This is a genomic window from Actinocorallia lasiicapitis (assembly GCF_054778695.1).
The window spans coordinates 1-13,892 of the sequence record NZ_BAAGZI010000006.1; the positions used below are offsets into that span (position 1 = coordinate 1).

A 13,892-nucleotide genomic window follows, 5' to 3' on the forward strand; every position below is an offset into this window, starting at 1 on the left:
CGGCCGACGGCGCGGTCGCGAACCGCAGCAGCGCGGTGGCGAGCTCCTTGGCGGGCCGGTTCTGCAGGGCGCGGTCGTCGGCGGTCATCTCGATGAGCAGGGCCACCGCGTCGAGCATCCGGGCGACGAGCCCGGTGCGCGGCAGTGACGTGAACGGCAGCAGCACCAGGTCGTGACGTTCCCTGGCGTGCGCGAACTCGTGGGCGAGGACGGCGTCGAGCTCGGCGGAGTCCAGCAGCGCCAGGGTGCCCGCCGAGATCACCACGCGGGAGCGGACCCCCGGCAGGCAGTAGGCGGCGGCCGCCGGATGATCGACGACGAGGGTGCCCTTGCCGCCGCGGTGGGCGATCAGCGTGAGCAGCGCCCGGTGCCGGGCCCGCGCCCTGACCACCTGGAACCCCGAGACGATCAGCATCCCGATCAGCGATCCGGCCAGCGCCATCCCGGCGAGCAGGGCCGCTTCACGGGCCAGGTTGAGTTCCGCGCCGCCGTCGGGCAGCGCGACCAGCCCGCCGATCACCCCGGCGTCGTACGGGGCGAGGGCGAAGCCGAGGAGCGCGCCGATGGTCGCCAGCCCCCAGGCCAGGCCGAGGGCCTGCCAGAGGAAGATCCCGATCCGGGGGGAGCGCCACGTCCAGCGGGCCCGCGACAGCAGATCGGCGGCGGGGATCGTCGCGACGGCGATGAGCGCCAGCGCGACCCAGCTCATGGCGTCGGCTCCGTCGCCCCCGGGGCGTTGCGCCCGTTCATTCGAGACCTTCGAGGACTCTGCGCAGGGCGGCGGCCTCGTCGTCGGTGACGGAGCGCGCGAAGTGGGCGAGCGCCTCGGTGCGGTCGCCGGACATGGCGAGGGCGCCGAGCATCAGTTCGGCGACGTAGGACTCGCGGGTGGCGGCGGGGCGGTAGGCCCAGGCGCGGCCGTCGCGCTCGCGGACGAGGAAGTCCTTCTTGGCGAGGCGGTCGAGCACAGTCATGACCGTGGTGTGGGCGAGGTCGCGGTCGGCCAGCGCACGGCTGACGTCGCGTGCCGTGGCCGGTGTCTCGCGGGCCCACAGCAGTTCCATCACGGCGCGTTCAAGCTCTCCCAAACCCTTCACAAAGCACATCCTAGCCTGTGATCGAGGACACGTGGTAGTACTACAGGCTGTAGTACTACGTTCTGTCGTATGAACGCGTTGGGTTACATCGCGCAATCCCCCACCACGGCCGACTTCGTGGCGGCGCGCCAGCAGATGGCCTTCACCCTCGGCTTCCACATCGTGCTCGCCAGCATCGGCGTGGGGCTGCCGGCACTGACGGTGCTCGCCGAATGGCGCGGGCAGAAAACGGGAGATCCGGCCTACCAAGAGCTCGCCAGAACCTGGATGAAGGCGGCGGGGGTGCTGTTCGCGGTCGGCGCGGTGTCCGGGACCGTGCTGTCCTTCGAGATGGGGACGCTCTGGCCGGGATTCATGGAGACCTACGGCGAGGTTTTCGGCGCGGCCTTCGCGATGGAGGGTATCGCCTTCTTCATCGAGGCGATCTTCATGGGGATCTACCTCTACGGCTGGGACCGCCTGTCCCCCAGGGTCCATCTGCTGACCGGGATCCCGGTCGTGGTGTCCGGTCTGCTGTCGGCGTTCTTCGTGGTGTGCGTCAACTCCTGGATGAACCAGCCGCAGGGATTCACGCTGGTCGACGGGCATGTGGAGAACGTCAGACCGCTGACCGCGATGTTCAATCCGGCGACACCGCCCCAGGCCGCCCACCTCATCGTCGCCTCGCTGATGGTCTGCGGATTCCTGGTCGCGTCGGTCTACGCGGTGCCGCTGCTGAAGGGTTCACGTGACCGGTATCACCGGCTCGGGTTCGCGATCCCGTTCACGATGGCGGCCGTGCTGACCCCGATCCAGCTGCTGATCGGCGACTGGGCGTCGCGGTTCGTGTCCGAACGCCAGCCGCTGAAGTTCGCGGCGATGGAGGGGATCGACCACACCCAGGCCGGGGTGCCGTTCAAGGCGGGCCCCTTCACCATCCCCGACGGCCTCAGCCTCATGCTCAAGTTCGACAAGGACGCCGTCCTGCAGGGCCTGGACTCCTGGCCGGAGGCCGACCGGCCGCCGCACGAGGTCGTCCGGGTGGCGTTCGAGCTGATGATCACCTGCGGGATGGTGCTGCTCGGCCTCTCGCTGCTCTGGTTCTGGATCTCCAGGCGCCGCGCCTACGACGGGCCGCTGCACCGGTGGTTCCTGCGCGGCGCCCTGATCAGCGGGGTCGCGGCCGTGGTGGCCATGGAGGCCGGGTGGACGGTCACCGAAGTGGGCCGGCAGCCGTGGATCGTCTACGGATATATGCGGACGTCGGAGGCGGTGAACCCGGCGGGCGGGCTGCGGTTCGGGCTCTATGTGGTGCTGGTCGTCTACGCGGTGCTCGCCGTGCTGACCGTCCTGGTGCTGAAGCGGTTCAAGCATGTGACGCCTGTCGAGAAGGCCGAAGCCGAGAAGGCCGAAGGAGTGACGGTATGAGCCAGATCGCCGAAATTCTGATCATCGCGGGGCTGTCGGCCTACCTGCTGTTCGGCGGGGCCGACTTCGGGGCCGGGGTCTGGCATCTCGTCGCGCGCGGCGGAGCCGACCGGAAGGTGATCGAACACGCCATGGCGCCCGTCTGGGAGGCCAACCACGTCTGGCTCATCTTCGTGATGGTGATGACGTGGACGGCCTTTCCGCCGGTCTTCGCCGACGTCATGGGCTCGCACTGGGTGCCGCTCAGCCTGGCCGTCCTCGGGATCGTGATCCGGGGCAGCGCGTTCGTGTTCCACAAGGAGGTGCCGGACGGGCCGTACGGGTGGGCGTTCGGGCTGTCGTCGGTGCTGACCCCGTTCTGCTTCGGCGCGGTGGCCGGGGCCGTCGCGACGGACGGGCCGTGGCTGGGCGCCGCCGGGATCTACTCCGGGGTGCTGGCGTGCGCGCTCTGCGCCTACCTGGCGGCCGTCTACCTGACCTGGGACGCGGCCCGGATGGACGCCGAGGCCACCGAGAACTTCCGGCGCCGCGCCCTGGCCACGGGCGCGGTCGTCGGGGCCCTCGCCCTGCCGGGCGCGGTGACGCTCGGGGTGCGGTCGCCGCTGCTGGCGCTGTCGGCGCTGGCCGGTCTGGTCTCGATCGTCCTGCTGTACCGGCGGCGCTATGTCGCGGTGCGGGTGAGCGCGGCGCTGGCCGTGGTGTCGGTGCTGTGGGGCGCGGCCTCGCTGGCCGAGCTCGATCTGGAGGCGGCGGCCTCCTCGGACGCCACCCTGGAGATCGTCTACCTCGCGCTCGGCGTGGGCGGGCTGTTCCTGGTGCCGAGCCTCGCCTGGCTGTACGTCCTGTTCCAGCGTAGTGAGCCGACCCAAGGTCATTGACCACACGGATAAGTACCTCTTTACTTACTTAGCCCGGTTCGACGCTAGGTAAGAGGAGGCGCCGCGTGCGCAGGAGACTCGGCGCGCTGACCGCCGCGGTGGCTTTGACCGGTTCGCTGACGGCGGCCGGTCCGGCCGCCGCGGCCGGTTCCTTCACCACGAGCTACGAGACCATCCGCGGCGACGGCGGCACCGCGATCAAGGCGCTGGTGTTCCGGCCGAAGGGCAAGGGGCCGTTCCCGCTGATCGTCCTGCCGTCGAGCTGGGCGATCTTCCACGCCGAGTACGCGGGCGCCGCCGCCAAGTGGAGCGCCGCCGGCTACCAGGTGATCGCCTACACCAGCCGCGGCTTCTGGGACTCCGACGGCCATATCGAGGTGGCGGGCAGGCCCGACGTCGCCGACCTCACCAAGGTCATCGACTGGGGGGTCGCGCACGGCGGCGACCCCGACCGGGTCGGCGCGGGCGGCATCTCCTACGGCGCCGGGATCGCGCTGCTGGGCGCCGCGTTCGACAAGCGGATCAAGGCCGTCGCGGCGATGAGCGCCTGGGCCAGCCTCGAGGACTCGCTGTTCCTCAACGAGACCGTCAGCGAGCAGGCCGCCGCGATGCTGCTGGGCGTCGGCCACCTCACCGGACGTCCGGGCGACGATCTGCTGACCGTCCAGGACGGCTACCTCAAGGACGAGTTCGGCACCGCGATCCCGCTGGCCAGGGTGCGCGGCGCGGGCAGCTATCTGCCTCGGGTCAACGCCAACGGCGCCGCGATCCTCATCACCAACGGCTGGCAGGACGGGCTGTTCCCGCCCGCCCAGATCACCGACTTCTTCACCCGGCTGACCACGCCCAAACGGCTCGTGTTCACGCCCGGCGACCACGGCACCGCCGATCTGACCGGCGCGGTCGGGCTGCCCAACGCCTCGTTCACGGCCGCGCGCCGCTGGTTCGACCACTATCTGCGCGGCGTCGACAACGGCGCGGACCGCGAAGGGCAGGTCGGGCTGACCGCCAACAACGGCGGCGGGCAGCGGAACTTCCCGGACTGGCGCGCGGTCAGCGCGAAGACCCTGCGGTACACGCTGCGGACGTCGCGGACCATGGACCGGGGGCGGGCCGCCTGGCGTCAGAAGATCGCCACGGGGCGCGGGACGGTCGCCGACAGCGGGGTGGTCGAGGTCTCCGGGCTCGCGGCGCAGGCCGGGATCCACTGGAAGATCAAGACGTCCGAGGTGGACCGGCGGGACGCGCTGCTGATCCGCGGGCCGAAGCTCCGGCGGACGACCACGCTCAGCGGCTTCCCGGTGCTGCGCGCCACGGTCACGCCGTCGGCGAAGAACACCTCGCTGTTCGCCTACGTGTACGACGAGGCGCCGGGCGGGAACGCGGTGCTCGTCACGCATGTGCCGTACTCGCTGCGGAACGCCGTGCCCGGCCGGGCCGTCCGGCTCGATCTGCGGCTCCAGCCGATCCGGTGGACCCTCAAGCCGGGCCACCGGTTCACCCTGGTCGTCGACACCGTCGACCTGCGCTACCGGACCACCAGCAAGACGGGCGGCTCGCTGACCTTCGCGGGCAGCGCGGACGCTCCGGCGACACTGACCCTGCCGATCGGCTGACGCCTACAGCGGCAGCCCGGACGCCAGCCTGATCGAGCCGACGATCTCGCGGCCGCCGTACAGGGGCGTGGTCGCCAGAGCCGTCAGCTCGGGCGCCGCGACACCCAGGGCGTGCAGCAGCGCGACCGTGACGGGGGTGCGGGCGCGCATCGCCCCGTCCTCGATCTTGACGACGCCGGAGCGGCCGTCGGGCAGCACGAACGCGTCGACGCCCTCCGCGCCGCACTTCAGCAGCAGCCCGGGGACGGCCTGGGAGACCTTGAACTCGTCCCGGTCCGTCCCGGAAGTCCAGACGGGGTGGGCGCGCATCGCCTCGACGACCGGGCCGCTGGTGAGGGCGTGGAAGCCGCGGGCCAGGCCCAGCGGGGTGACCGCGTACAGGGGCGCGCCGCAGCCGTCCGTGCCGATGATCGAGATCGGGCCGCCGGTGTAGCGGGCGATCGTCTCCCTGATGGCCCGCTGGAGCGGGTGGTCGCGGTCGAGGTAGCCCTCGGTCGGCCAGCCGTTGCGGACGCAGGTCAGCAGCATCGCGGCGTGCTTGCCCGAGCAGTTCATGTACAGCGGCGACCGGCCGCCGCCGTCCCTGACCAGCGCCCGCGCCGCCTCGGGGTCCATCGGCCAGTCGGGCGGGCACTGGAGCGCCTTCTCCGTCAGCCCGGCCTCGCCGAGGATCTTCTCGACGCCCGCGATCTGGAACGGCTCCCCCGAATGGCTGGACGCCGCCAGCGCCAGCAGCTCGCCGCTCAGCCCCAGCCCGAGGCCCAGCATCGCCTCGACCTGGAACGGCTTCACCGTGGACCGGGGGAAGATCGGCGCGTCGATCGGGCCGAGCTGCGCGCGGATCGTGCCGTCGGCGTTGAGCGCGACGGCCGTCCCGCGGTGCCGCGACTCCACGAAACCGGACCTCTCCACCTCAACAAGTACTGGACGTTCGAAACCCGCTGTTCCTGCCATATAACCCAGCATAACCAGGGCGTTCTCCGGTGATCGCGGTGGGAGACTGGGACCATGCGTGCAGTGGTTCAGCGGGTCAGCGAGGCGTCCGTCCGGGTCGACGGCGAGATCGTCGGAGAGATCACAGGGCCGGGGCTGCTGGCCCTCGTCGGCGTCACCCACGACGACACTCCGGCGACGGCCGCGAAGCTCGCGGCGAAACTGTGGGGGCTGCGCATCCTGGACGGCGAGAAGTCCTGCTCCGACGTCGGGGGGCCGCTCCTGGTCGTCAGCCAGTTCACCCTCTACGGGGACGCCCGCAAGGGCCGCCGCCCGTCCTGGCTGGCCGCCGCCCCCGGCGACGTCGCCGAACCCCTGGTCGACACCGTCGTCGCCGAGCTGCGCGCCCTGGGCGCGACCGTCGCCACCGGCCGCTTCGGCGCCGACATGAAGGTCTCCCTGCTCAACGACGGGCCCTTCACGGTGATCCTGGAGCTCTAGCCGATCCTGGAGCTAGGAGAACAGCCCCCAGAACATCCCGGTCAGCGAGGCGACCAGGCCGGCGAAGGCCAGATAGATCAGGACGCGGTCCTGGCGGGCCAGCCGGCCGCGGATCCGGGGGGCGACGAGCACCACGCCGGTGTCGCGGGGGCCCTTCTGCTTGTTCTCGTCGTAGTAGGGGTTCGGACGGCCGACCATCAGCCACAGGCCGTCGTTCTTCACTTCCTGGTGCTTCTTGTCATGGGCGAAGACCCGGCCGCGCACGAACTCCTTGCACTCGAAGCCCTCCCTGGTCTTCACCCGGCAGCGGGCGCGGACCAGACAGACCTCATAGAAGCTCCACAGCAGCACGGTCAGCAGCAGCAGCCGCCAGCTCAGAGTCCAGACCGCCGCGGCGGCCAGCACCGCGAACAGGGTCCACCAGGCGAGCTGCTCGTAGTCGCGGCCCGCACGCGATCTGCGGGGCTGCCGCGGGGACGGCGGGGGGACGACCGTCGGTCGGGGGTTCGACGCCATGGATCGTGTATATCCCGCATTCCCGGCGGTGAATCACAGTCGGCGGCCCCGCAACGCCGGGTCGATCGTGACGTTCTGCCCCGTGTCAGGGGAAACGATCACTTCCTGGCTCGCCGCGATCCCATCGACGGTCAAGACCGCCTCGACAGGAACGTTCCGCTTCACCAGGGCCAGCGCGATCGGGCCGAGCTCGTAGTGGCGGGCCGAGGTGCCGACCGTCCCGATCTGGCGTCCGTCCAGCTCAACCGGGCTTCCGGCGGCCGGAAGACGGTCCGCGCCGCCGTCGAGATGGAGGAAGACCAGCCGCCGCGGCGGACGCCCCAGATTGTGCACCCGGGCCACCGTCTCCTGGCCGCGGTAACAGCCCTTGTTGAGATGGACGGCCGTCTCGATCAGCCCCACCTCGTGCGGGATGGTCTTGTGATCGGTGTCCAAACCCGGCCGCGGCCGGTGCGCCGCGATCCGCAGCGCCTCGTACGCCCACAGGCCCGCCGTCGGCTCGACGGCCGTCTCGCGCGGGATGATGAAGGTGGGGCCCGCGACGTCGGGGAACTCGGGGGCGACGGGGTTCAGGGCGCGGCCCGGCTCCCCGGTGACGACCCGGTAGTCGGCGGAGACGTCGGCGACCTCGACACGGAGCATGAACCGCATCCGGTCCAGGAACGCGGCCAGCTCGGCGGCCGTGCCCGGCTCCACATGGATCCACACCTTCTCGCCGTCGTCGACGAGATGCAGCAGATGCTCCAGATGGCCGTTGGGGCTCAGCAGCAGCGCCTGCGTCGCCTCGCCCGGCTTGAGGGCCGTCAGATGCTGGCTGAGCAGGCTGTGCAGCCACGACAGCCGGTCGGGGCCGCTGACGGTCACCACGCCCCGGTTGCCCCGGTCCACGAGCGCCGTGCCCGCTTCCAGCGCCTTCTGCTCGCCGTAGAAATCCCCGAAATGGGCCGGAACGGTGTCGTCCGGCGCGTCCGCGTAAATGATCAATTCCTGCCCCGGTTTCTGGTTCAACTCCGGCACTGGCGGCAGCGTCCGAAGACCGTCAGATGGTGGACGTCGGTCTCGAACCCGTACCCGTCCTCGAGGGCCTGGACGAGGCCGTCCGCCACGGTCGGCGGAACGTCCTCCACCTTGCCGCATCCACGACAACGCAGATGGACGTGATCTGCTTCCGTCGCCAGGTGGTAATTCGGCGGACCGTGCCCGATATGGGCGTGCTTGACCAGTCCGAGCTCCTCCAGGAGCTCCAGAGTCCGGTAGATCGTCGAGATGTTGACGCCGGTGGCCGTCCGCTGCACCTGCGTGCAGATCTCCTCAGGAGTGCCGTGCTCCAGCGCGGCGACCGCCTCCAGAACAAGCTGCCGCTGCGGGGTGACGCGATACCCGCGCGCCCGAAGCTCGTCCTGCCACGTAGCCGACATACCCGAATCCTACGTCCGGAAAAACATTTGCCTGCCGCGGGGAGCTCGCATAACTTGGGCGCACGCTCGAAAGGAGGTGGTCCAAGTAATGATTCGCACTGGGACTAGCGAGGTGGCTGCTCGCCGGTAGCAGCCCGTTTTCGGGACTGTCTCCTGGCAATACGCGGCAGACACCCGATCCCCGGACCGCCGACCAGTCCCGTCGGCACTCCGCACCCGCGGAAGGTCCGGGGATCGCCTCTTTTCCGGGCCCGCTACGGCTTGTACTCGTGGCCCGTGACTCCCGGCACCCGCTTGAGCTGCGCCGACATGTGGACCTGGAGGTCCTGCCCTTCGGCGGCCATCTCGTGGACCCAGCCGAGGTCCCGTTCCTCCTGGCCTTCGGCGGCAGGGAACAGCCCGTACAGGCGCTTCCCGGCCGTCACCTCCTTGGCCGTCGGGGTGCGGACGACCGCGTCGGTGACGAGCTGGACCTGGTTGAACGCGATCTCCCCGACGTAAAGCTCCATGATCCCGGTCGGGTGGGTGAGCATCAGCTCGACGTCGCGTTCCCCGCCGGGCACCCGCCAGAACCCCGTCTCGACCGCGAGCAGCGGCCCTTTCTTGAATTCGTCGTCCAGCTTCCAGGTGCGGCTGGTGTGGATCAGGTAGGGCTTCCCCACATGGCTGATCGACAGCTGCTGGGCGAACCGGAATTTCTCGATCGTCGGATAGTCCCCGATGCCGTCACCTTCCCAGGTGCCCAGCAGCCATTCGAGGTTCTTCAGATCCGGATGCAGGTCATACGAGAACTCGAGCTCCATGCTCACCAAGCGTAGCCCTACCTCAACCTCCCCAACGCCCTGACCAGCCCAACACACCCCACCACCACGGACACCAGGCAGACCAGCAGCACGATCACATTGATGATCTCCATGGGCCGGAATCTATCGGGTGAGCCGCGCGAGACGTGACCATTCCAGCCGGATCGGGAACGGCGCGTCCATCACCAGGGTCTCCTCCTCGGGATAGAAGGTCCGGTACTTGCGGTACTGGCCGACGGTGTGGTCGAGAACGTGCACGTCAACGGAGGCGACCTCGTTCCCCGACAGCCACACCAGCCAGTACCACGGGATGCCCGCCAGCGCGTACTCCCCCATCTTGTCGGCGGTCTCGGCCTTGCCGTTGCCCGACACCACCTCGATCACCACCTTCACCAGCTGGGCCGGCAACGGCCTCTCATCGGAGCAGGAGAAGAGCGCCACGTCGGGACGGCGGATCGTGAGAAAGGGGACCCGCCACAGCCGGACATCGAAGTCCATGCTGACGTCGACGCAGCCGTGGCGGTCCGCACTCACATACCGGTCGATGTTCGCGTCCAACATCTCCGTGAGCCTGGCCACGGCGCTCTGGTGCTCCCGGGTCGGCGAGTCGCAGCGGATCGCCTGCCCGTTGACCACCTCGACGAGACGGCAGAAATCCTCGGGCAGCTCCCGCCAGATCTCCTCGGTGATCGGTTCCGGCTGGAGGTTCTCGGGCGTCGCCCATTCAAAGATCGCAGACAACCGGTGCCTCCCTATGTATATACGTGGCCACCCTAACGGCGAAGGGCCGCCTCCCGAGGGGAGGCGGCCCTTCTGTCGTGCTGTGTGACTAGCGGCCGTACTGGCCGAAGTCGTATTCCTCCAGGGGGACGGCTTCGCCGGAGCCCGTGCCGAAGGTGTATTCGGAGGTGTCGTCGTAGGAGCCGACCGAGTAGACGGCCGCCTTCGCTTCCTCGGTGGGCTCGACCCGGACGTTGCGGTACTGGGGCATACCCGTACCGGCCGGGATGAGCTTACCGATGATGACGTTCTCCTTGAGGCCCAGCAGGGAGTCGCTCTTGGAGTGCATGGCCGCCTCGGTGAGGACTCGGGTGGTCTCCTGGAAGGAGGCCGCCGACAGCCAGGACTCGGTGGCGAGCGACGCCTTGGTGATGCCCATCAGGACCGGACGTCCGGCCGCGGGGGTTCCACCCTCGGCCACGACGGCGCGGTTGGTGCGCTCGAAGATCGGACGCTCGACCAGGTCACCCGGGAGGAGCGCGGTGTCGCCAGCCTCGAGCACGTTCACGCGCTTGAGCATCTGGCGGACGATGATCTCGATGTGCTTGTCGTGGATCGACACACCCTGCGAGCGGTAGACCTCCTGCACCTCGGCGACGAGGTGAAGCTGGACCGCGCGCGGGCCGAGGATGCGGAGCACCTCGTGCGGGTTGATCGCACCCTTGATGAGCTGCTGGCCGACGGAGACGTGCGCACCCTCGGACACGCCCTCCTCGAAGCGCGAACGCATCGAGACGGGGTAGGCGATCTCGTCGCTGCCGTCGTCCGGCACGATGACGATCTTGCGGGTGCGGTCGGTCTCGTCGATCTTGACGCGGCCGGCGACCTCGGTGATCGGGGCGACACCCTTGGGGATGCGCGCCTCGAACAGTTCCTGGACACGCGGCAGACCGTGCGTGATGTCGCCACCCGCCACACCACCGGTGTGGAAGGTACGCATGGTCAGCTGGGTGCCGGGCTCACCGATGGACTGCGCCGCGATGATACCGACGGCCTCACCGACGTCCACGCGCTTGCCGGTGGCCAGCGAACGGCCGTAGCAGGCGGCACAGACGCCGATCTTGGCCTCGCAGACCAGGGCGGAGCGCGTCCTGACCTCTTCGACGCCCACCTCGACCAGCTTGGAGATGACGGCGTCGGACAGGTCGGTGTCGGCCGGGAAGATCACGGTCCCGTCGACCTCGATGTCCACCGCGATGGTGCGGCCGACGAGGCTGGACTCCGACGTCGCCAGCTTGACCAGCGAACCGTCGGCGGCGCGCTCGTCCTCGGCGATCCGGAAGGGGATGGTGCGGTCGGTGCCGCAGTCCTCTTCCCGGACGATGACGTCCTGCGCGACGTCCACCAGACGACGGGTCAGGTAACCCGAGTCGGCGGTGCGCAGCGCGGTGTCGGCCAGACCCTTGCGGGCACCGTGGGTGGAGATGAAGTACTCCAGGACCGACAGGCCCTCGCGGAACGAGGACTTGATCGGACGCGGGATCGTCTCACCCTTGGGGTTGGACACCAGACCACGCATACCGGAGATCTGGCGGACCTGGAGCGGGTTGCCTCGCGCTCCGGAGTTCACCATCATCCAGATCGGGTTGTGCTTCGGGAACGACTTCATCATGTCGTCCGCGACGTCCGTCGTGGCGTGGGTCCAGATCTCGATGAGCTCCTGGCGGCGCTCGTCGTCGGTGATCAGACCGCGCTCGTACTCCCGCTGGACCTTCTCGGCGCGCTTCTCGTACCCGCCGAGGATCTCGGCCTTGTTGGGCGGCGAGATGACGTCGTCGATGGCGATGGTGACACCGGACCGGGTGGCCCAGTGGAAACCGGCGCTCTTGAGGGCGTCCAGCGCGGCGGCGACCTGGACCTTGGGGTAGGTCTCGGCGAGCTCGTTCACGATGACCGAAAGCTGCTTCTTACCGACTTCGAAGTTCACGAAGGGGTAGTCGGCGGGCAGGGTCTCGTTGAACAGGGCGCGGCCGAGGGTCGTCGTGAGACGGATCGGGTCGCCGGCCTCGTAGTTCTCGGGCGCCACCCAGCCGCGCGGCGGGACGATGTCCTTGAACCGGATCTGGACTTCGGCCTGGAGCGAGAGCTCGTTCCGGTCGTAGGCCATGATCGCCTCGGACACCGTCGAGAACACGCGGCCTTCGCCGGCGAGGTCCGGGTCGGTGCCGGTCAGCCAGTACAGGCCGATGACCATGTCCTGGGTGGGCATCGTCACGGGCTTGCCGTCGGACGGCTTGAGGATGTTGTTCGTCGACAGCATCAGGATCCGCGCCTCGGCCTGGGCCTCAGCGGACAGCGGCAGGTGCACCGCCATCTGGTCGCCGTCGAAGTCCGCGTTGAACGCGGTGCAGACGAGCGGGTGGATCTGGATGGCCTTGCCCTCGACGAGCTGCGGCTCGAACGCCTGGATGCCCAGACGGTGCAGCGTGGGCGCACGGTTGAGGAGCACCGGGTGTTCGGTGATGACCTCTTCGAGGACGTCCCACACGACGGGGCGGGCGCGCTCGACCATGCGCTTGGCCGACTTGATGTTCTGCGCGTGGTTGAGATCGACCAGGCGCTTCATCACGAACGGCTTGAACAGCTCCAGGGCCATCTGCTTGGGCAGACCGCACTGGTGCAGCTTCAGCTGCGGGCCGACGACGATGACCGAACGGCCGGAGTAGTCGACGCGCTTGCCGAGCAGGTTCTGGCGGAAACGTCCCTGCTTGCCCTTGAGCATGTCGCTCAGGGACTTCAGGGGCCGGTTGCCGGGCCCGGTGACGGGACGGCCGCGACGGCCGTTGTCGAACAGGGCGTCGACGGCCTCCTGAAGCATCCGCTTCTCGTTGTTCACGATGATCTCGGGCGCGCCGAGGTCGAGGAGGCGCTTCAGCCGGTTGTTCCGGTTGATGACGCGGCGGTACAGGTCGTTCAGGTCGGAGGTCGCGAAGCGGCCACCGTCCAGCTGCACCATCGGACGCAGGTCCGGCGGGATCACCGGGATGCAGTCCAGCACCATGCCCAGCGGGCTGTTGGTGGTGTTCAGGAAGGCGCTGACGACCTTCAGCCGCTTGAGCGAACGAGCCTTCTTCTGGCCCTTGCCCGTGCGGATGATCTCGCGCAGCTTCTCGGCCTCGAGGTCGAGGTCGAAGTTCTGGAGCCGGGCCTGGATGGCCGCGGCGCCCATGCCGCCCTGGAAGTACTTGCCGAACCGGTCGCGCATCTCGCGGTAGAGCATCTCGTCGCCCTCGAGGTCCTGGACCTTGAGGTTCTTGAAACGCGTCCACACTTCGTCGAGGCGGTCGATCTCGCGCTGCGTACGGTCGCGCAGCTGCTTCATCTCACGCTCGGCGCCTTCACGGACCTTGCGGCGCTGGTCGGCCTTGGCGCCGGCGGCTTCGAGCTCGGCCAGGTCGGACTCGAGCTTCTGCTGCCGGTTCTCCACGTCCGCGTCACGGCGCTGCTCGAGCTGCTGACGCTCGACGGAGACGTGCGCCTCCAGCGTCGGCAGGTCGCGGTCGCGCTTCTCGGTGTCCACCGACGTGATCATGTACGCCGCGAAGTAGATGATCTTCTCGAGGTCCTTGGGAGCAAGGTCGAGAAGGTATCCGAGCCGCGACGGGACGCCCTTGAAGTACCAGATGTGGGTGACGGGGGCGGCCAGCTCGATGTGGCCCATCCGCTCACGACGCACCTTGGCGCGAGTGACCTCGACGCCGCAGCGCTCACAGATGATGCCCTTGAACCGGACGCGCTTGTACTTACCGCAGTAGCACTCCCAGTCCCGGGTCGGACCGAAGATCTTCTCGCAGAAGAGTCCGTCCTTCTCGGGCTTGAGGGTCCGGTAGTTGATGGTCTCGGGCTTCTTCACCTCGCCGTGCGACCACTGACGGATGTCGTCGGCGGTCGCAAGGCCGATGCGGAGCTCGTCGAAGAAGTTGACGTCTAGCACTGGCTCCCC

13 protein-coding genes are annotated in these 13,892 nt (G+C 69.0%); 4 read left to right on the forward strand and 9 right to left on the reverse strand.

The genetic code is table 11. The annotated features are described in order from the left end of the window. Positions 1-709: M56 family metallopeptidase (locus tag ACYVE7_RS01565; protein ID WP_460362508.1), on the reverse strand; the 709-nt coding region annotated here is incomplete at its 3' end. Positions 710-746: 37 nt separating this feature from the next. Next, positions 747-1,106, reverse strand: coding sequence for a BlaI/MecI/CopY family transcriptional regulator (locus ACYVE7_RS01570; protein WP_460362510.1), 360 nt, complete (start codon positions 1,104-1,106; stop codon positions 747-749). Between the two features lie 60 nt (positions 1,107-1,166). On the opposite strand from ACYVE7_RS01570, the gene ACYVE7_RS01575 reads away from it, so the two are divergent. The 3 genes from ACYVE7_RS01575 to ACYVE7_RS01585 all read left to right on the forward strand — a co-directional run bounded on the left by ACYVE7_RS01575 (position 1,167) and on the right by ACYVE7_RS01585 (position 4,998). Then, the gene (locus ACYVE7_RS01575) at positions 1,167-2,504 is read left to right on the forward strand and encodes a cytochrome ubiquinol oxidase subunit I (protein ID WP_460362512.1); all 1,338 of its coding nucleotides are present in this window, start codon (positions 1,167-1,169) and stop codon (positions 2,502-2,504) included. Further along, positions 2,501-3,382: a cytochrome d ubiquinol oxidase subunit II gene (locus ACYVE7_RS01580; RefSeq protein WP_460362513.1), complete on the forward strand. Its 882-nt coding sequence runs from the start codon at positions 2,501-2,503 to the stop codon at positions 3,380-3,382. Before ACYVE7_RS01575 ends, ACYVE7_RS01580 begins: the two co-directional genes overlap by 4 nt. A 65-nt stretch (positions 3,383-3,447) precedes the next feature. Then, entirely contained in the window at positions 3,448-4,998 is a 1,551-nt protein-coding gene (locus ACYVE7_RS01585; RefSeq protein WP_460362515.1) for a CocE/NonD family hydrolase, read from the forward strand. A 3-nt stretch (positions 4,999-5,001) separates the two neighbouring features. Here the strand turns inward: ACYVE7_RS01585 and ACYVE7_RS01590 are convergent, their stop codons facing one another. Further along, the gene (locus ACYVE7_RS01590) at positions 5,002-5,952 is read right to left on the reverse strand and encodes an asparaginase (protein WP_460362516.1); all 951 of its coding nucleotides are present in this window, start codon (positions 5,950-5,952) and stop codon (positions 5,002-5,004) included. Positions 5,953-6,006: 54 nt separating this feature from the next. Between ACYVE7_RS01590 and dtd the strand changes: the two genes are divergently transcribed. Further along, the gene (gene dtd, locus ACYVE7_RS01595; RefSeq protein ID WP_460362517.1) at positions 6,007-6,432 is read left to right on the forward strand and encodes a D-aminoacyl-tRNA deacylase; all 426 of its coding nucleotides are present in this window, start codon (positions 6,007-6,009) and stop codon (positions 6,430-6,432) included. A 12-nt stretch (positions 6,433-6,444) separates the two neighbouring features. Here dtd and ACYVE7_RS01600 read toward each other — a convergent pair whose 3' ends face one another. The 6 genes from ACYVE7_RS01600 to ACYVE7_RS01625 all read right to left on the reverse strand — a co-directional run bounded on the left by ACYVE7_RS01600 (position 6,445) and on the right by ACYVE7_RS01625 (position 13,883). Further along, positions 6,445-6,948, reverse strand: a complete 504-nt coding sequence (locus ACYVE7_RS01600; protein WP_460362518.1) for a hypothetical protein — start codon at positions 6,946-6,948, stop codon at positions 6,445-6,447. A 33-nt stretch (positions 6,949-6,981) separates the two neighbouring features. Then, positions 6,982-7,956 (reverse strand): CAF17-like 4Fe-4S cluster assembly/insertion protein YgfZ, encoded by a 975-nt coding sequence (gene ygfZ / locus ACYVE7_RS01605; RefSeq protein ID WP_460362578.1) that lies wholly within the window; start codon positions 7,954-7,956, stop codon positions 6,982-6,984. Next, on the reverse strand, positions 7,953-8,366 hold the full coding sequence (locus ACYVE7_RS01610; RefSeq protein ID WP_460362520.1) for a Fur family transcriptional regulator: 414 nt from the start codon (positions 8,364-8,366) through the stop codon (positions 7,953-7,955). Before ACYVE7_RS01610 ends, ygfZ begins: the two co-directional genes overlap by 4 nt. A gap of 254 nt (positions 8,367-8,620) precedes the next feature. Next, a complete protein-coding gene (locus tag ACYVE7_RS01615) occupies positions 8,621-9,169 on the reverse strand; it encodes a heme-binding beta-barrel domain-containing protein (RefSeq protein WP_460362522.1) in 549 nt (182 codons plus the stop codon). Between the two features lie 123 nt (positions 9,170-9,292). After that, the gene (locus ACYVE7_RS01620) at positions 9,293-9,910 is read right to left on the reverse strand and encodes a Uma2 family endonuclease (protein ID WP_460362524.1); all 618 of its coding nucleotides are present in this window, start codon (positions 9,908-9,910) and stop codon (positions 9,293-9,295) included. An 88-nt stretch (positions 9,911-9,998) separates the two neighbouring features. Further along, a complete protein-coding gene (locus ACYVE7_RS01625; protein ID WP_460362525.1) occupies positions 9,999-13,883 on the reverse strand; it encodes a DNA-directed RNA polymerase subunit beta' in 3,885 nt (1,294 codons plus the stop codon). Between the last annotated feature and the right edge of the window lie 9 nt (positions 13,884-13,892).